Origin of the sequence: Mesorhizobium comanense (genome assembly GCF_005503535.1) — a bacterium.
Lineage (GTDB): Bacteria > Pseudomonadota > Alphaproteobacteria > Rhizobiales > Rhizobiaceae > Mesorhizobium > Mesorhizobium comanense.
In genome coordinates this window covers 80,587-97,704 of sequence record NZ_SCNN01000005.1, presented here as the reverse complement: position 1 = coordinate 97,704, position 17,118 = coordinate 80,587, and the positions used below count along the sequence as shown (strand labels likewise).

General features: G+C 63.5%; 14 protein-coding genes and 1 riboswitch. Of the genes, 9 read left to right on the top strand and 5 right to left on the bottom strand.

Annotated elements, in window-relative coordinates; translation table 11 throughout:
* Positions 1–9 precede the first annotated feature (9 nt).
* Entirely contained in the window at positions 10–1,338 is a 1,329-nt protein-coding gene (locus tag FFS37_RS11055; RefSeq protein WP_137930985.1) for a DNA polymerase IV, read from the top strand.
* 5 nt (positions 1,339–1,343) lie between these two features.
* On the opposite strand, the gene FFS37_RS11050 is transcribed toward FFS37_RS11055, so the two are convergent.
* On the bottom strand, positions 1,344–1,850 hold the full coding sequence (locus tag FFS37_RS11050; protein ID WP_137930984.1) for a hypothetical protein: 507 nt from the start codon (positions 1,848–1,850) through the stop codon (positions 1,344–1,346).
* Positions 1,851–2,037: 187 nt separating this feature from the next.
* On the opposite strand from FFS37_RS11050, the gene FFS37_RS11045 reads away from it, so the two are divergent.
* Positions 2,038–2,919, top strand: coding sequence for a DMT family transporter (locus FFS37_RS11045; protein WP_137930983.1), 882 nt, complete (start codon positions 2,038–2,040; stop codon positions 2,917–2,919).
* Positions 2,920–2,924: 5 nt separating this feature from the next.
* Here the strand turns inward: FFS37_RS11045 and FFS37_RS11040 are convergent, their stop codons facing one another.
* The 3 genes from FFS37_RS11040 to FFS37_RS11030 all read right to left on the bottom strand — a co-directional run bounded on the left by FFS37_RS11040 (position 2,925) and on the right by FFS37_RS11030 (position 9,488).
* The gene (locus FFS37_RS11040) at positions 2,925–3,728 is read right to left on the bottom strand and encodes a potassium channel family protein (protein ID WP_137930982.1); all 804 of its coding nucleotides are present in this window, start codon (positions 3,726–3,728) and stop codon (positions 2,925–2,927) included.
* Positions 3,729–3,792: 64 nt separating this feature from the next.
* Positions 3,793–7,263: a DNA polymerase III subunit alpha gene (dnaE, locus tag FFS37_RS11035; protein ID WP_171026251.1), complete on the bottom strand. Its 3,471-nt coding sequence runs from the start codon at positions 7,261–7,263 to the stop codon at positions 3,793–3,795.
* Between the two features lie 212 nt (positions 7,264–7,475).
* Positions 7,476–9,488: an acetyl-CoA carboxylase biotin carboxylase subunit gene (locus tag FFS37_RS11030; protein ID WP_137930980.1), complete on the bottom strand. Its 2,013-nt coding sequence runs from the start codon at positions 9,486–9,488 to the stop codon at positions 7,476–7,478.
* Between the two features lie 198 nt (positions 9,489–9,686).
* Between FFS37_RS11030 and FFS37_RS11025 the strand changes: the two genes are divergently transcribed.
* From FFS37_RS11025 to FFS37_RS11000, 6 genes are all read left to right on the top strand, one after another.
* Positions 9,687–10,814 carry an S-(hydroxymethyl)glutathione dehydrogenase/class III alcohol dehydrogenase gene (locus tag FFS37_RS11025; protein ID WP_137930979.1) on the top strand — a complete coding sequence of 376 codons (1,128 nt, stop codon included), beginning with the start codon at positions 9,687–9,689 and terminating at the stop codon, positions 10,812–10,814.
* A 68-nt stretch (positions 10,815–10,882) separates the two neighbouring features.
* Positions 10,883–11,452 carry an S-(hydroxymethyl)glutathione synthase gene (gene gfa / locus FFS37_RS11020; RefSeq protein ID WP_137930978.1) on the top strand — a complete coding sequence of 190 codons (570 nt, stop codon included), beginning with the start codon at positions 10,883–10,885 and terminating at the stop codon, positions 11,450–11,452.
* Between the two features lie 65 nt (positions 11,453–11,517).
* On the top strand, positions 11,518–11,985 hold the full coding sequence (locus FFS37_RS11015; protein ID WP_137930977.1) for a YaiI/YqxD family protein: 468 nt from the start codon (positions 11,518–11,520) through the stop codon (positions 11,983–11,985).
* A 31-nt stretch (positions 11,986–12,016) separates the two neighbouring features.
* Positions 12,017–12,694, top strand: a complete 678-nt coding sequence (locus FFS37_RS11010) for a DUF1345 domain-containing protein (RefSeq protein ID WP_137930976.1) — start codon at positions 12,017–12,019, stop codon at positions 12,692–12,694.
* 97 nt (positions 12,695–12,791) lie between these two features.
* Positions 12,792–13,673 (top strand): cytochrome b/b6 domain-containing protein, encoded by an 882-nt coding sequence (locus FFS37_RS11005; protein WP_137930975.1) that lies wholly within the window; start codon positions 12,792–12,794, stop codon positions 13,671–13,673.
* A gap of 1 nt (position 13,674) precedes the next feature.
* Positions 13,675–14,484, top strand: a complete 810-nt coding sequence (locus FFS37_RS11000) for a molybdopterin-binding protein (RefSeq protein ID WP_210240450.1) — start codon at positions 13,675–13,677, stop codon at positions 14,482–14,484.
* Positions 14,485–14,554: 70 nt separating this feature from the next.
* On the opposite strand, the gene FFS37_RS10995 is transcribed toward FFS37_RS11000, so the two are convergent.
* Entirely contained in the window at positions 14,555–15,556 is a 1,002-nt protein-coding gene (locus FFS37_RS10995; protein WP_137930973.1) for a hypothetical protein, read from the bottom strand.
* A gap of 224 nt (positions 15,557–15,780) precedes the next feature.
* Positions 15,781–15,867, top strand: a riboswitch (glycine riboswitch).
* Positions 15,868–16,016: 149 nt separating this feature from the next.
* Between FFS37_RS10995 and gcvT the strand changes: the two genes are divergently transcribed.
* Complete coding sequence (gcvT, locus tag FFS37_RS10990; protein ID WP_137930972.1) at positions 16,017–17,114, top strand: glycine cleavage system aminomethyltransferase GcvT; 1,098 nt, start codon at positions 16,017–16,019, stop codon at positions 17,112–17,114.
* Positions 17,115–17,118 lie beyond the last annotated feature (4 nt).

Genomic DNA, 17,118 nt, shown 5'->3' with positions numbered 1-17,118 from the left:
GTTCTCTTTATGTTCGCAGCGATGGCGACCCCTGTCAACAATCCCGAGCATGGTTTTTGCCGTGACTGCCTGACGTTTCAGCGCGGTGAGGCGCGCCGCTGCGACCGCTGCGGCAGCCCTCGCCTTGCACGTCATCCCGAGCTTTACCGGCTGCATCTGGCGCACATCGACTGCGACGCCTTCTACGCGGCCATCGAAAAGCGGGATAACCCGGCGCTCAAGGACAAGCCGCTGATCGTCGGCGGGGGCAAGCGCGGCGTCGTCTCCACCGCGTGCTACATCGCGCGCATTCGCGGCGTGCGCTCGGCGATGCCGATGTTCAAGGCGCTCGAAGCCTGTCCCGAGGCGGTCGTGATACCGCCCAACATGGAAAAATATGTGCGCGTCGGCCGCGAGGTGCGCGCCATGATGCAGGCGCTGACACCGCTGGTCGAGCCGCTGTCGATCGACGAGGCGTTTCTCGACCTGGCGGGCACCGAACGGTTGCACGGACTGCCGCCGGCGGTGGTGCTGGCGCGCTTCGCGCTGGCCGTCGAGAAAGAGATCGGCATCACCGTTTCGGCCGGCCTCTCCTACTGCAAGTTCCTCGCCAAGATCGCATCGGACTTTCGCAAGCCGCGCGGCTTTTCGGTCATCGGCGAGGCCGAGGCGATCGACTTTCTGGCGCCGCAGCCGGTGACCATGATCTGGGGCGTCGGCAAGGCATTCAGCGCAGCGTTGGAGCGCGACGGCATCCGCAGCATCGGGCAGCTCCAGAAGATGGAGCGCGGTGACCTGATGCGCCGCTATGGTGTGATGGGCGACCGGCTCTACCGGCTTTCACGCGGCGAGGACGTGCGCCGGGTCGATCCCGATCAGGACGCCAAGAGCGTATCGGCCGAGACCACCTTCGACACCGACATCGCGTCGCTGGATGAACTCGTCTCGGTATTGCGGGGCCTGTCGGAGAAGGTTTCGGCGCGGTTGAAAAAGTCAGGCATTGCCGGGCGCACGGTGGTGCTGAAGCTGAAAACCCAGGATTTCAAGCTGCGCACGCGTAACCGGCAACTTGGCGACCCGACCCGGCTGGCGGACCGCATCTTCTCGACCGGTGTGGAGCTTCTGCGCAAGGAAGTGGACGGAACCAAATACCGTCTGCTCGGCATCGGCGTCAGCGACCTCTCCGACGACGACAAGGCCGATCCGCCCGATCTCGTCGACGTGCAGTCGCGCAAGCGCGCCATGGCCGAAGGCGCCATCGACGCGCTGCGCGACAAGTTCGGCCGCAAGGCAGTGGAAACCGGCTATACGTTCGGCCGGGGCCGCGACGCCCATCCCCCGGAACCGCTGGAGGACTAGGCTTATCAGGTGCGCCTCAGGTCGATGCGGCTCGTCACGACGTTCTTGCCGGTTTTTGGATCGCGATCGGTGACCGTCAGCACGATGCCGTTGGCCCCCTTTTTCTTCACCGTGAGCTGGGCGCTGCGGTCGCCATTGACCAGCTTGGCCCAACGGATAGCCAGATTGATCGCGTTGCCGGAACGGCTGCCGTTGAGCTGAGCCGGACCGGTGCGCGAGCCGATATAGACGCCACTGTATTTGTTGCCGCTGGTCTTGAGCTGGGCGCTGATGGAACGCGTCACCAGGACGAGCCCCCTGCAGTTGCCGTCGAGCGACAGCGAGGACGACGTCGCACTCGACTTGAACGTGCAGGAAACACTTACGGTAGGCGCCTGCGTCGTCACCTGGACAGTTCCCTTGCCGGCGAAATTCCCGTTGAACGACTGGAGGAATTTGCTCTCATCCGCATGCGCCGCGCTGGCCGCGAACAGCAGGCAACCGGCAAGCACAAACCGCGCTGGTGATATCATCGAAGCTCTCCTCGTCGGATTGAAACGGCAATCGTCAGGCCGGTTGCATACCACGTCTCAACGCCCCTTGCCGTGTCAAGTTCCGCCCAGCGACGCGACCATCGGTGGCCGATCCCGTTTCAACTGGCCCAGAAGAATGGGCCCGCTAGCGATTGCTCGGCGGGCGATCGCCTGCGACATAGCTCGGATGGCACCCACCCCTTCGATCCCAAAGGCCGCATTCTGGATGGCGCTCTCGATCGCCTCGTTCCTGGGGATGTCGGTCGCCGGCCGCGCGACCACGGCTGAGCTCAACGTCTTCCAGGTGCTCGAACTGCGCTCGGTGATCGGCTTTCTCATCCTGCTGCCGCTGGTGATGGCGAGCGGCGGCTTCGCGGCGATGCGCACGCAGCGTCCGCTTGCCCACATCGCGCGCAATGTCGTCCATTACAGCGGCCAGGCTGCATGGCTCTATGCGCTGACGCTGATCCCGCTGGCAGTGCTGATCTCGATCGAATTCACCACGCCGATCTGGACTGCTATCCTGGCGGTGACCTTCCTGGGCGAAAGGCTGAGCCGCGCCAAGCTTGCCGCGGTGGTGCTGGGCCTGATCGGCGTGGTGATCATCGTGCGCCCCGGCGTCGGCGCGGTCGATGCCGGACATCTGGTGGTGCTGGGCGCGGCGGTCTGTTTCGGCATCTCGCTGGTCATGGTGAAGTCGTTGACGCGCACCGACAGTGTCGTGCGCATCATCTTCTGGATGCTGATCATCCAGTCGGTGGTCGGCCTGGCGCCGGCGCTCTATGAGTGGCGCAACCCGTCGCTCGGATTGTGGCCCTGGATCCTGCTGATCGCCTTTACCGGCATGTCGTCACATTTCTGCATGGCACGCGCGCTCGGCTATGCCGACGCCACCGTGATCTCCCCGATGGACTTCCTGCGCGTACCGCTGTCGGCGCTGGTCGGCTGGCTGCTTTACAGCGAGCAGATCGATGCTTTCACCGCCGGCGGCGCATTGCTGATCCTGATGGGCAACCTGCTCAATCTGCAACGCAAACCGATAAAGCCTGCCGAAGTGGCGGCATCGTAAGTCGCTCAATTTCCGTCGTCGGGGATATTGAGGATATGTCCGCAGGCCTTGCAGTGGACGGCGTCGGGTTCATGCCTTCGCAGGCCACATTGCGGACAGGGAAAGTAGACCTTGGCCGGCCGGAATATCGCCTGCGCCAGCCTGACGAACAGCGATATGCCGATGATCATGGTGACGATGGCCGTCAGCTTGCCGGCGATACCGGGCAGCACGATGTCGCCGAAGCCGGTTGTCGTCACCGTGGCGACGGTGAAATAAAGCGCGTCGACATAGTTTTCCAGCCCCGCTCCGTTGCGGAAGAAAAACGTGTAGACGAAGCCGGTGACGACGAACAGAAACGTCAGAAGGTTGATCACCGCGTGACTTGTCTCGCGCCACGGCCTCAGGCCGCGCATCTGGAGATGCCGCCAGATCGAACCGCTGCGCGACAGCGACCATAGCCGAAGGATGCGCAGAAAACCGAGATTGGCGAGCGCCGTCGGCATCAGCAGCGTCAGAAGGATGAAGACATCCACCCAGGAGGTTGGCTGCTTCATAAGCCGCAGCATGTCCCTGGAGGCGAGCAACCTGGCGAACAGATCAGCAGCGACCAGCGCCGCCACGGCATAGTCCAGCCACAGGAACGAAGCCGATTGCTGGATGATGGGCGTTGCTATGAAGAACGCGATGATGGCGAGGTCGATGATGACCGCCATCAGCTGGAAACGGAAGGCGGCCGGCGAGCGACCGTGATAGAGCTTGCGCAGACCATGGCGCAGCCGCGCCACGGCCGAACGATCCTGAGATAGCCCCTTGCCGGCGGTCTTCATGCGGACCGCGGAAGGGCGAGCGGCGAATGCCGACGGCCGGACCGCAACCTGCCGGGAGCAGCAGTCACACCAATTCCACTTCGACGACACCGGGCACGGCGCGCATCGCAGACGCGATCTGCGGCGACACGCGGAAGCCGCCCTGCAAGGCGATCTCGATCTCGCCCTGGGCTTCTTCCTTGATCACGATAATGCTGACCTGGCTTTCGCCGCGTTGGGTGAGCTGCGATTGGATCATCGAGGCCGGCCCGTCGTTTCTGACGAAAATGCGCAGCGCCTTCTGGATGCGGCTGGCCTCGTCCTCCAGGGATTGCACGGAGTTGATGCGCAGATTGACGCCCTCTGGACGGTCTTCGGCCGCCACCGTGATGACGACGGAGCGGCCGGCCTCCAGAAGATCGCGATACTGAGCCAAGGCTTCCGAAAACAGCACCGCCTCATATTGGCCGGAGGTGTCCGAAAAGGCCACCACGCCCATCTTGTTTCCGGTGCGTGTCTTGCGCTCCTGCTTGCTGGTGACGGTGCCGGCCAGGCGGCCGGCGGCTGCGCCGCGCTTGACTGCGGCGGAGAACTCCGCCCAGTTCTGCACCCGCATCTTCTGCAGCGCCGCCTTGTATTCATCGAGCGGATGGGCCGAGAGATAGAAGCCGACGACCTGGAATTCCCGGTGCAGCCGGTCGGCGGCAAGCCACGGATCCGTCGGCGGCAGATTAAGTGCCTGCGACTGCGCGCCGAGCGAAGCGCCGAAAATGTCGGCCTGGCCGGAGACGGCATTCTGCTGCGCAAGCGAGGCCAGCCCCATCATCCGTTCGACGCCGGCCATCATCTGGGCGCGGTCGTGGCCGAAACAGTCGAGCGCGCCGGCCATGATCAGGCTTTCGAAGACGCGTTTGCCGACAATCTTGGGATCGACCCGCTCGCAAAAATCGGCAAGGCTCTTGAACGGCTTTTCGCCACGCACCGCCACGATGTGCTCGACCGCGGCGTCGCCCACGCCCTTGAGCGCGGCCATCGAATAATAGATGCGGTTCTCGCCGACCTCGAAGGGGCGAAAGCTTGTCATCACCGACGGTGCCAGAACCTCGATGCCAAGGCGCAAGGCATCCTGGCGGAAGTCGGCGAGCTTGTCGGTGTTGCCCATGTCCAGCGTCATCGAGGCCGCCAGGAACTCGACCGGATAATGCGCCTTGAGATAGGCGGTCTGATACGACACGACGGCATAGGCCGCGGCATGCGACTTGTTGAAACCATAGTCGGCGAACTTGGCCAGCAGGTCGAAAATGAAGTCGGCCTGAGGCTTGCTGACACCGCGCTCGACCGCGCCGGTAACGAAGCGCTCCCGCTGCTTGTCCATTTCGGCGCGAATCTTCTTGCCCATGGCGCGGCGCAGAAGGTCGGCTTCGCCGAGCGAATAGCCGGACAGCTCCTGCGCGATCTGCATGACCTGTTCCTGGTAAACGATGACCCCCTGGGTCTCCTTCACCAGATGGTCGATCTTGGGGTGGATCGAGGCCATCTCCTCCTCGCCATGCTTTCTGGCGTTGTAGGTCGGGATGTTCTCCATCGGGCCGGGACGATAGAGCGCGACCAGCGCGATGATGTCCTCGATGCAGTCCGGCCGCATGCCGATCAGCGCCTTGCGCATGCCGGCGCTTTCCACCTGGAACACGCCGACGACCTCGCCGCGCGACAGCATGGAATACGTCTCGGCATCGTCGAGCGGGATCGTCGCGAGGTCGATGTCCACGCCGCGCCGGCGGATCAGCTTGACCGCCGTCTCCAGCACCGTCAGCGTCTTCAGGCCGAGGAAGTCGAACTTCACCAGCCCGGCCTGCTCGACATACTTCATGTTGAACTGGGTGACCGGCATGTCCGAACGCGGATCGCGATACATCGGCACCAGTTGCGACAGCGGCCGGTCACCGATGACGATGCCCGCGGCGTGCGTGGAGGCGTGGCGGTAGAGCCCCTCCAGCTTCTGCGCCATGTCGAGCAGTGTCTGGACGATCGGCTCCTTCTCGGCCTCCTCGGCAAAGCGCGGCTCGTTGGCGATGGCGTCCGCCAGCTTCACCGGATTGGCCGGGTTCTGCGGCACCATCTTGGACAATTTGTCGACCTGGCCATAAGGCATCTGCAGCACGCGGCCGACGTCACGCAGCACCGCGCGCGCCTGCAGCGTACCGAAGGTGATGATCTGGCCGACCTGGTCGCGGCCGTATTTCTGCTGGACGTAGCGGATCACCTCTTCGCGCCGGTCCTGGCAGAAATCGATATCGAAGTCGGGCATCGACACGCGGTCCGGATTGAGGAAGCGCTCGAACAGCAGGGAAAAACGCAGCGGATCGATGTCGGTGATGGTCGTGGAATAGGCGACCAGCGATCCGGCGCCCGAGCCGCGGCCCGGCCCGACCGGGATGCCCTGCGCCTTGGCCCATTTAATGAAGTCGGCGACGATCAGGAAGTAGCCGGGAAACTTCATCCTCTCGATGATGCCGAGCTCGAATTCGAGCCGCTCGCGATATTGCTCTATCGTGTAGCCAGGCGTCGGCCCGTGCAAGGCAAGCCGCGCGTCGAGCCCTTCGCGCGCCTGGCGCGCGAGCTCGGCGGCTTCGGCCTTCTCTGCAGCATCCTTGTCGGCTGCATCGCCGCCGGTGAAGCGCGGCAGGATCGGGCTGCGGTTTTTCGGATAGTAGGAACAGCGCAGCGCGATCTCGACCGTGTTGTCGATCGCTTCCGGCAGGTCGGCGAAAAGCTGCGACATGTCGGCCTGGCTGCGCAGGAAATTGTCCGGCGACAGCCGGCGTCGTGTATCGACCGCCACGACCGAACCCTCGGCAATGGCGATCAGCGCATCGTGAGCCTCATAGTCGTCGCGCGATGAGAAGAACGCCTCATTGGTCGCAACCAGGGGAAGTTCGTGCGCATAGGCGAGCTCGATCGTCTGATGCTCGATGATCCGGTCGTAACCCGCGACGCGTTCCAGTTCGACATAGAGCCGGTCGCCGAACAGGGCCTTGAGTGTCGAAAGCCGGGCCTCGACCAGATCGCGGCGATCCTCCTTCAGCGCGTTGCCGATCGGCCCGCGCGGCCCGCCGGTGAGGCAGATCAGCCCATCGGCCTGTCCGGCCAGCATGTCGGTGGACAGATGCACGGCTTCGCCCGGCGGGGTTTCCAGATAGACCCGGCTGACCAGCCTGACCAGATTGGAATAGCCGGCTTCGGTCGCCGCGATCAGGACGACCGGCCGCATCTCCGGCCCTTGCCGGCGGCGGTCGCGCTGGCCGTCGCTGCTCTCGCCGGAAAAGGCGAGCGCGATCTGGCAGCCGATGATCGGCTGGATGCCGTCCTTCACCGCCTTCTGTGCGAATTCGAGCGCGCCAAACAGATTGTTGGTGTCGGTGACGGCAATGGCCGGCGCCTCGTCCTTCACCGCGTGGCCGACGATCTTGCCAAGCTGCAGCGCGCCTTCGAGCAAGGAATAAGCCGAATGCACGCGCAGATGCACGAAAGGCCGCACCGCTGCCTTCGGCGGCATCGCGGCGATCGCGGCTTCGCGCTTCAAGGGGTCGCGTGGAAGTCTCTCATCCGCCATGGTTTCTCGCGCCGCCCGCAAACTTTGAGTCGATGGAGATGTATTGTCCGGGACCGGGCGATACCAGTCCAGCACAAACGACTACTGACCACAGCGTTCCACCGTCTTGCTGAAAAAGCCTCCGGATGGCAGCCTGCGTGGAGTTTCCGGGTATATCAGGCGAATTCCATGATCACCGCATCCACGGCCAGGCTGTCGCCCGGCTTGGCGTTGAGCTTCGAGACGACAAGATCCCGCTCGGCGCGCAGCACGTTCTCCATCTTCATCGCCTCGACCACGGCCAGGGTCTCGCCGGCCTTGACCTCCTGCCCCTCGGCGACGGCGATCGACACGACGAGGCCTGGCATGGGGCAAAGCAGCAGTTTGGACGTGTCGGGCGCCACTTTCTCCGGCATCAGCTTTTCGAGTTCGGCCGTGCGCGGCAGCATGGCGCGCGCGGTCACTGACATGCCTTTCCAGGCGATGCGCAGACCATTGGCGACAGGCCGAATCTGGGCCACCACTGCGTGCCTGCCGACCGTGCCGCGCCAGATGAGATCGCCCGGCCGCCAGTCGGAAGCGACGGTCAGCGGCTTGCCGCCGTCGATCGACAGGTCGATTTCCATCGGGATCGAAATCATGCCTTCGAGGATGGATGCGCCGAGGTAATCTTCCCCGATCTTCACCACCCAGTCGCGTTTGAGCGCGCCCGAATGCGGCGCCAGCCGCCCGCCGAGCCGGTCAAGACGGTCGCGGCGCAGCAATTCCACCGCGGTCGCGATCGAGGCCAGCACGGCCTTTTCCTCGGGATCGGGCACGACGGGCGCAAAGCCTTCCGGATATTCCTCGGCGATGAAACCGGTCGACAGCCGCCCCTCCCGCCAGCGTGGATGCTGCATCAGGGCGGCGAGAAACGGGATGTTGTGTTCGATGCCGTCGACGACAAAACTGTCGAGCGCCTCCGACATCGCATCGATGGCCTCGATCCGGGTCGGCGCCCAGGTGCACAGCTTGGCGATCATCGGATCGTAGAACATAGAAATCTCGGAGCCTTCGGTGACGCCGGTGTCGTTGCGAATGACGACGTCGCCGAAGATCCCTTCCTCCGGCGGCCTATAACGGGTCAGCCGGCCGATCGACGGGAGGAAATTGCGGTAGGGATCCTCCGCATAGAGCCGGCTTTCCACCGCCCAGCCGTTCAGCTTCACATCGCTCTGCTCGATGGCGAGCTTCTCGCCGGCCGCAACGCGGATCATCTGCTCGACCAGATCGATGCCGGTGACAAGCTCCGTGACCGGATGCTCAACCTGCAATCGTGTATTCATTTCAAGGAAGTAGAAGTTCTTGTCCTTGTCGACGATGAACTCGACCGTGCCGGCGCTCTGATAGTCGACTGCCCTTGCCAAGGCCACGGACTGTTCGCCCATGGCCTTGCGCGTCTTGGCATCGAGGAATGGCGATGGCGCCTCCTCTGCGACCTTCTGGTTGCGGCGCTGGATCGAGCATTCGCGCTCGCCGAGATAAAGCGCGTTGCCATACGCGTCGGCCAACACCTGAATCTCGATATGGCGCGGATCGACGACGAATTTCTCGATGAACACGCGGTCGTCGCCGAACGAGCTCTTCGCCTCGGAGCGGGCGCGGTCGAAGCCGTCGCGCACTTCCGACTGATTCCAGGCGATGCGCATGCCCTTGCCGCCGCCGCCGGCCGATGCCTTGATCATCACGGGGTATCCGATCTCGCCGGCGATCTTCTCGGCATGATCGGCATTCTCGATGACGCCAAGCCAACCGGGAACCGTCGAAACCTTGGCGGCGTTGGCGAACTTCTTCGATTCGATCTTGTCGCCCATCGCCTTGATCGCCTTCGGCTTCGGGCCGATGAAAACGATTCCCTCCTTCTCCAGCGCCTCGCAGAAGGCTGCCCGTTCGGACAGGAAGCCATACCCCGGGTGCACGGCCTGGGCGCCGGTCGCCTTGCAGGCGGCGATGATCTTTTCAGGGACCAGATAGCTCTGTGCGGCGGGCGCCGGCCCGATATGCACCGCCTCGTCGGCCATCTCGACATGCACGGCATCGCGGTCAGCATCGGAATAGACGGCGACCGTGGCAATGCCCATCTTGCGTGCGGTCTTGATGACGCGGCAAGCGATCTCGCCACGGTTGGCGATCAGGATTTTCGTGAACATGCTGGCGTCATCCCTCCGGTCGGCTGTTCCTTTTATGACCTGTGCTTGCAGGGTCAAGCCGACCGTGCAAATCACAGCCTTTCAATCGATTTGCGATTCCAATTCGCCGCCGTGGCACAATCGTGCCACCAGCTTCCAGTTGATCGTGTCGATAAAACCTGAAACCTTGGCAAAAAAATTCGCATTGGAGGACGCCTGATGAAAACCCGCGCCGCAGTCGCCGTCGCCGCCGGAAAACCGCTGGAGATCATGGAGGTCGACCTCGACGGCCCGCGCGACGGCGAGGTGCTGGTCGAGATCAAGGCGACCGGGATCTGCCATACCGACGAGTTCACGCTGTCAGGCGCCGACCCCGAAGGCCTGTTCCCGGCGATTCTGGGACATGAAGGCGCGGGCGTCGTCGTCGATGTCGGCAAGGGGGTCACCTCGGTCAAGAAAGGCGACCATGTCATTCCGCTCTATACGCCGGAATGCCGGCAGTGCCCGTCCTGCCTGTCCAGGAAAACCAACCTCTGCACCGCCATCCGCGCCACGCAGGGCCAGGGCCTGATGCCCGACGGCTCCTCGCGCTTCTCGATCGGCAAGGACAAGATCTTCCATTATATGGGCTGCTCGACCTTCTCCAACTTCACCGTCTTGCCCGAGATCGCGGTGGCGAAGGTCAATCCCGACGCTCCTTTCGACAAGATCTGCTACATCGGTTGCGGCGTCACCACCGGCATCGGCGCGGTCATCAACACAGCCAAGGTCGAGCAAGGCGCCACCGCGGTCGTCTTCGGCCTCGGCGGCATCGGCCTCAACGTCATCCAGGGCCTGAAGCTTGCCGGCGCCGACATGATCATCGGCGTCGACCTCAACAACGACAAGAAGGCATGGGGCGAGCGATTCGGCATGACGCATTTCGTCAACCCGAAGGAAATCGAGGGCGATATCGTCCCTCACCTCGTCAACATGACCAAGCGCGGCGCAGACCAGATCGGCGGCGCCGATTACACGTTCGACTGCACCGGCAACACCAAGGTCATGCGCCAGGCGCTGGAGGCCTCGCATCGCGGCTGGGGCAAGTCGGTCGTCATCGGCGTTGCCGGCGCCGGCCAGGAGATTTCGACCCGGCCGTTCCAGCTGGTCACCGGGCGGAGCTGGATGGGCACCGCCTTCGGCGGCGCACGCGGCCGCACCGACGTGCCGCGCATCGTCGACTGGTACATGGACGGCAAGATCCAGATCGACCCGATGATCACGCACACTCTGAAGCTCGAAGACATCAACAAGGGGTTCGACCTCATGCACGAGGGCAAGTCGATCCGCAGCGTGGTGGTTTACTGAAGCAAGGCCACAAGCCGCCGACCGACCGGCCAGCGACCGCTGTGGTTCTCAAACTGGGAGGAAATGGAATGGCGGAAAAACTGCATCACTCGATCGACAACGGCCTGCCAAAGGAAAGCGCGGGCTTTGCCGGCGGCACGCTGGTCTGCGCGTGCACCAGCAAGCCGGTGAAGGTGAAGGTCAAGGGTCAGATCGCCCACAACCACGCCTGCGGCTGCACCAAGTGCTGGAAGCCGGACGGCGCGGTGTTCTCGGTGGTTGCCGTGGCAGGCACGGGCGACGTCACCGTCGCCGAGAATGGCGACAAGCTGAAAGTGGTAGATCCCGCGGCGCTGATCCAGCGCCATGCCTGCACCGGCTGCGGCGTCCACATGCATGGACCGGTCGAGCGCGACCATCCGTTCAAGGGCCTGACCTTCATCCACCCGGAACGCTTCCAGGAGAACGGCTGGTCGCCTCCGGGCTTTGCCGCTTTCGTGTCCTCGATCATCGAATCCGGCGTCGATCCCAAGCGCATGGACGGCATTCGCGGCCAGTTGAAGAAGACCGGGCTCGAACCCTATGACTGCCTGAGCCCCGGCCTGATGGACTATATCGCGACGTGGACGGCAAAGAAGTCCGGCGCGCTGCCGGCCTGACAGTTACGGGATTTACCGCTATGGGGGCCGGACATGTTCCGGCCCCTGCCCGTTTGGGAGAGACAATGCCAGCACCCGCAATCTACGTCGATGCCGACGCCTGTCCGGTCAAGGCGGAGGTCGAGAAGGTCGCCGAGCGCCTTGGCGTCGTTGTCATCTACGTCTCCAATGGCGGCTTGCGGCCATCGCGCGACCCGATGATCCGCAACGTGGTCGTCTCCAAGGGCGCCGACGCCGCTGACGACTGGATCGTCGAGAACGCCAAATCCAACGACATCGTGATCACCGCGGACATTCCCCTTGCCGCCCGCGCCGTGGCGCTCGGCGCGCATGTGCTCGGGCCGACCGGCCGCCCGTTCACGCCCGAGACGATCGGCATGGCCGTGGCGATGCGCGACCTCAAGCAGCATTTGCGCGAGACCGGCGAGAGCAAGGGCTACAATGCCAGCTTCGCGCCGCAGGACCGCTCGCGCTTCCTGGGCGAACTCGACCGTATCTTGCGGCGCGCCCTGAAATCCGCCACACCGGACTAGAGACCGAGAGCCATCCAGGGTGGAGACCGCCATGGCCGCAGAAACCCCGATCGACAAGCCCATGCAGCGCCACATGCTGTTTGCCGCGTCTGCGTGTCTGGGTGTCCTTGCGCTCCTTGTGGCGTTGCTGCTGCATGCCCCGCTGGCTTATTCGATCGGCGCCAACGCATTCTTTGCGGCCTACGTCATCCTCGTCGTCTCCCAGATGCCGAAGTTCACCGGCAAATATCTGAGCAAGAATGCGCGTGCCGCCGACCAGCCGGTTCTGGTCATCTTCGCGGTCACGCTCATTGTCGTTATCGTTGCCGTTATCTCCTTGTTCCTGCTGATCAATCAGAAGGACAAGGGCCATCCGTTCGAACTCGTATTCGCGCTCATGTCGATCCCGCTCGGCTGGTTCACCATTCATGCGATGGCGGCACTTCATTATGCCCATGTCTACTGGATGGACGGCGACGAGGTCGACGCCAAGACGAAGAAGAAGGTTCCGGTGGGCGGCCTGTTGTTCCCGGGCGACAAGCGCCCGGAAGGCTGGGACTTCCTGTATTTCTCGGCGGTCATCGGCATGACGGCGCAGACCGCGGACACCAACATATCGACGACGCATATGCGCTGCGTCGTGCTTGTCCATTCGATCCTGTCGTTCTTCTTCAACACCGTCATCGTCGCCGCCGCGGTCAATCTCGCCGTCAGCCTGGGCGGTCCATAATAAATCCGTGATCGGATGAAACATCGGTTTGGATCGCGACGTATCAGGAGGACAATGAAGGCGCAGGCCACGTCGCGAGGCCGGGAGACGAGACAAGATGGAATCGGTTGCCAGAAGCCAATCCGACACCGGCCCGGGCGTTCCCGCATCGACGGAGAGGCCGCTGATCTACCGGCAGTCGCGCTGGACGCGGCTGACACACTGGCTCTGGGCCATCTCGTTGTTTTTCATGCTGCTTTCCGGCCTTCAGATCTTCAACGCGCGGCCGCAACTCTATATCGGCAAGCAATCCGGTTTCGGCTACGACAACACGATCTTCGAGATCGGCGCCGAGAACACGAGTGCGGGCCCGCGCGGCTACACCGCGATCTTCGGCCACCGCTTCGACACGACGGGTGTGCTTGGCTGGTCAGGCCCTCCCGGCAACGAGACGGCGCGCGGCTTCCCGTCCTGGGCGACGATCCCGTCCTATTACGATCTCGGCACGGCGCGCGTGATCCATTTCTTCTTCGCGTGGATCCTGACCACGACCTTGATCGTCTGGCTGATCGCCAGCCTGATCAACGGTCATATCCGTCGTGACCTCGCCCCGCGGATCGACGACATCAAGCGCCTGCCGCAGGATGTCGCCAACCACATCAGGCTGAAGTTCCACCACACGCGCGAATACAACACGCTGCAGAAATTGGCCTATGGCGGCGTGCTGTTCGTGCTGTTGCCGCTGATGATCATCACCGGCCTTGCAATGTCGCCCAGCATGAATTCGGTGCTGCCGTTCCTCAACGACCTGCTCGGCGGCCGGCAGACGGCGCGCACCATCCATTTCACCGTCATGGTGCTGCTGGTCGGCTTCTTCATCATCCACATCCTGATGATCCTTGCCGCCGGTCCGATCAACGAACTGCGCTCGATCATCACCGGCTGGTATCGAACCGACCCTCCCGCGCATGACGACAAGACGGCTGAGAGGAGTGCGTGAGATGGCAAAACTCGAGATCAACTCCAATTTTCAGATCAGTCGAAGGAAATTCCTGACCGGCGCCAGCGTCGGCGCCTCCGGCATCATGCTGTCGGGCTGCGATGCCTTTGACAGCCACCTCAGCATCGGCAGCGGCCTGCGCAGTTTCCTGGAGAACGCCAACGGCCTGACATATCGGGCGCAACGTTTTCTTGCCGGCCGCGATAGGCTGGCCCCGGAATTCAGCGAGGCCGATATCCGTCAGCCACAGCGGCCGAACGGCGTCACCTCGCCCGACGACGATGACTACAAGGCGCTGCTCGCCAACAATTTCGCCGACTGGCGGCTTGAAGTGTCAGGCCTGGTCGAGAAGCCGCTGTCGCTCAGCCACGAGCAGCTGACGAACATGCCGAGCCGGACCCAGATCACCCGCCACGACTGCGTCGAGGGCTGGAGCTGCATCGCCAAATGGACTGGCACGCCGCTGTCGCTCATACTCGATCAGGCCGTTGTCAAGCCGCAGGCACGCTACGTCATGTTTCATTGCCTGGATACGATCGACCGCAGCCTGTCGGGCGACATCAAGTATTATGGCACCATCGACCTGATCGATGCCCGCCATCCGCAGACGATTCTGGCTTACGGGCTGAACGGCAAGCCGCTGCCGGTCGAGAATGGCGCGCCGCTACGGGTGCGCGTCGAGCGCCAGCTCGGCTACAAGATGCCGAAATACCTGTCGAAGATAGAACTGGTCGACGGTTTCGCCGACGTCGGCGGCGGCCGTGGCGGCTATTGGGAAGACAATGGCTACGACTGGTATGGCGGCATCTGATCCTGAGAATCGGATGCCGAGCCGAAGACTTGATGGTCTTTCCTAGGCCACCTTGTCCCTAGGCGACCCCCTAGGCGACCTTGTCGAGCAGCGGCTTCAATGCCGGATGGATTTCCGGTGAAGCATGCTTGATCAGGGTCAGCAGCGCGCGTTCGTTTTCATGGAGAGGCCGGTTCACGGCGATATGCTCGACAAGCCATCCGGCTTCGCCGGCATCGATCGTCTCGGCGCGACGGGCGAGTGCTTCGGCGGCCCGGTTTCTGGCCTCCCACTCGGCCTCGATGTCTCCCGGTGAGCGATAGGCTTCGACGATGCCGGCGAGCCCGCCGGAAACCATGCGGCGGAAGAAGCCGCCGACTTCCGGTTCGGCGTGATCGAGGAAATTTTCCTGACGCAGCGCCACCTCGCGGGTGGGCGCCTCATAGCCGGCCGAGCACATGACGAAATTGGCAATCGCCTTGACGAACAGTTCGTTCCACGCCGGATCGTTCTTGGCGTGGGCGGTGCGCTCGTTGATCTTGAACAGCACCTCGGCCTCGCCCCGGCTGATGGCGATGTTGGCTTCGCCGCCATGGGCATGAAGAATGCGACGCAGCAACTCGACCTCCGCCCTGGCAATCAGGCCCGGCACCAGCGCACCACCCAGCATCAGCGGCCCCTTGCCGTCGATGACGGCGTGGGCGACCTGCTCCAGCGCGTAGACGCAAAGCCGGCTCGGCGAGGATTTCGCCTCCTCCAGCACGTGGACCAGCAATTCGAGCTCGGTGCGGCTGTCGACCATGCCGTCACGCGAGATCGTGCGGACCAGCCAGTCGGCATTGTCCTGCGAGATATAGCCCGCGGGCTTTTCCTGATGGACGATGTAGTCGGTCACCGCCTTGACGAAGAACGGGGCCCATTCATCGCATTTGTCGCGCGCCGTCTGGTCGAGCGCGAACAGCGCCTCGGCCTCGCCGCGGGTCACCACGCCGTCGGCGAACACTTCGCGGCGCAGCATCACCACGTCTTCCGCCGCGATCCGGTTCTTCGAAGTCAGCCCCGCCACCGGCGCGCTCATGATCAGTTCGCCCATCTTTGATCCCCGTCGGCCAGAAAAGAGGCCGGTGCCTTTTCTTCGGTATATCAGGAGTGTCTTGAAAAACCGGCAAACGGCGTGGTTAGCGAAGACTTGTCGAAACATTCATGCCACCTGGAACGATCCGTTCCAGCCAGATGCGCTTTCGATGTCGCTGACAGGTGACAAGCCGTCGCGCACGGGCTATGGATGGCGCGTCGAGGGCTCGGGGTTCCGAGTCCTACCTGTTTGCGGGAGAGAGCAGCGAGAGCTGTCGCCGAAGGGGAAATCGCCCGAAATCTCTCAGGCAAAAGAACCGTAGACGGGAAAGACACTCTGGAAAGTCGGGGCTTGCCCCCGCGCCGAAGGTGTAAGCGCCGCTGACAGGGTTCCGGCTGCGCGAGTCTCTCAGGCTTCAGACAGAGGGGCACGGACTGGTCGCCATCAGCGGCCGATTGCGTGCGACTCTGGAGACGACATGACGGGCGACGACAAACACCTTCCTCTCGAAGATATCCACAAGGCCGCCGGTGCGCGCTTCGGCGCCTTTGCCGGCTGGTCGATGCCGCTGACCTATCCGGCCGGCGTCATGAAAGAGCACCTGCATACCCGCGAGCATGCGGGTCTTTTCGACATCTCGCATATGAAGCTGTTCGACGTCAGCGGACTGGAAGCGGTTGCGCTGCTCGACCGCGCCTGCCCGCTGGATGCGAGCGCCCTCGAAATCTCGCAATCCAAGCTGACCTTCTTCCTCAACGAAGCGGGTGGCATCCTGGACGACCTGATCGTGACCAGGCTCGGCGACACCAGGTTCATGGTGGTGGCGAATGCCGGCAACGCTGAGGCCGACGAAAAGCATCTGCGCGCGCTGGCCGCCGGTTTCGACGTGAAGGTCGAGCCCCTCGACCGCGTTTTCCTGGCTATCCAGGGACCCGAGGCCTGGGCCGTGCTGTCTCGTGCCGGCATCGAGACCGGCTCGCTGCTGTTCATGCACGGGGTCGAGCCGCGCAAGAACTGGTTCATGAGCCGGTCGGGCTACACCGGCGAGGACGGTTTCGAGGTCGGATTGCCGGTGGCCGAAGCGCGGGAGCTTGTGGCGAAACTGCTCGAAGATGAACGCGTGATGTGGATCGGCCTTGCGGCGCGCGACAGTCTGCGGCTCGAGGCCGGGCTCTGCCTGCATGGCCAGGACATCACGCCGGAGACCGACCCTGCCGCCGCGGCGCTGATGTGGGCGATCCCCAAGGAGATTCGCGCCACCGGCGCCTTCATCGGCGCGGATGCCTTGCGCGCCGCAGTGGAACGCGGCCCGGCGCAAAAGCGCGTCGGGCTGAAGCCGGAAGGCCGCCAGCCGGTGCGCGCCGGCGCTGCCCTGTTCGACGCCGACGGCAATCCGGCCGGCCATGTCACATCGGGTGGCTTTGGCCCCTCGGCGGGCCATCCTGTCGCCATGGGCTATGTCTCCGCATCGCTGGCAAAGCCCGGCACACGGGTTTTCGCCGATGTGCGCGGCACGAAAATCCCTGTCGATATCAGTTCCCTGCCCTTCACCCCTCATCGCTACCGCAAAGGATGAATTC

What these genes read in the sequence shown, in the direction of transcription:
- FFS37_RS11000 (WP_210240450.1), top strand. Translation starts at nt 13,675, where the DNA reads ATGGCAAAACTCGAGATCAACTCCAATTTTCAGATCAGTCGAAGGAAA.
- FFS37_RS11015 (WP_137930977.1), top strand. Translation starts at nt 11,518, where the DNA reads ATGCCAGCACCCGCAATCTACGTCGATGCCGACGCCTGTCCGGTCAAG.
- FFS37_RS11025 (WP_137930979.1), top strand. Translation starts at nt 9,687, where the DNA reads ATGAAAACCCGCGCCGCAGTCGCCGTCGCCGCCGGAAAACCGCTGGAG.
- gcvT (WP_137930972.1), top strand. Translation starts at nt 16,017, where the DNA reads ATGACGGGCGACGACAAACACCTTCCTCTCGAAGATATCCACAAGGCC.
- FFS37_RS11045 (WP_137930983.1), top strand. Translation starts at nt 2,038, where the DNA reads ATGGCACCCACCCCTTCGATCCCAAAGGCCGCATTCTGGATGGCGCTC.
- dnaE (WP_171026251.1), bottom strand. Translation starts at nt 7,263, where the DNA reads ATGCCGCCGAAGGCAGCGGTGCGGCCTTTCGTGCATCTGCGCGTGCAT.
- FFS37_RS11010 (WP_137930976.1), top strand. Translation starts at nt 12,017, where the DNA reads ATGGCCGCAGAAACCCCGATCGACAAGCCCATGCAGCGCCACATGCTG.
- gfa (WP_137930978.1), top strand. Translation starts at nt 10,883, where the DNA reads ATGGCGGAAAAACTGCATCACTCGATCGACAACGGCCTGCCAAAGGAA.
- FFS37_RS11050 (WP_137930984.1), bottom strand. Translation starts at nt 1,850, where the DNA reads ATGATATCACCAGCGCGGTTTGTGCTTGCCGGTTGCCTGCTGTTCGCG.
- FFS37_RS11055 (WP_137930985.1), top strand. Translation starts at nt 10, where the DNA reads ATGTTCGCAGCGATGGCGACCCCTGTCAACAATCCCGAGCATGGTTTT.
- FFS37_RS10995 (WP_137930973.1), bottom strand. Translation starts at nt 15,556, where the DNA reads ATGGGCGAACTGATCATGAGCGCGCCGGTGGCGGGGCTGACTTCGAAG.
- FFS37_RS11040 (WP_137930982.1), bottom strand. Translation starts at nt 3,728, where the DNA reads ATGAAGACCGCCGGCAAGGGGCTATCTCAGGATCGTTCGGCCGTGGCG.
- FFS37_RS11030 (WP_137930980.1), bottom strand. Translation starts at nt 9,488, where the DNA reads ATGTTCACGAAAATCCTGATCGCCAACCGTGGCGAGATCGCTTGCCGC.
- FFS37_RS11005 (WP_137930975.1), top strand. Translation starts at nt 12,792, where the DNA reads ATGGAATCGGTTGCCAGAAGCCAATCCGACACCGGCCCGGGCGTTCCC.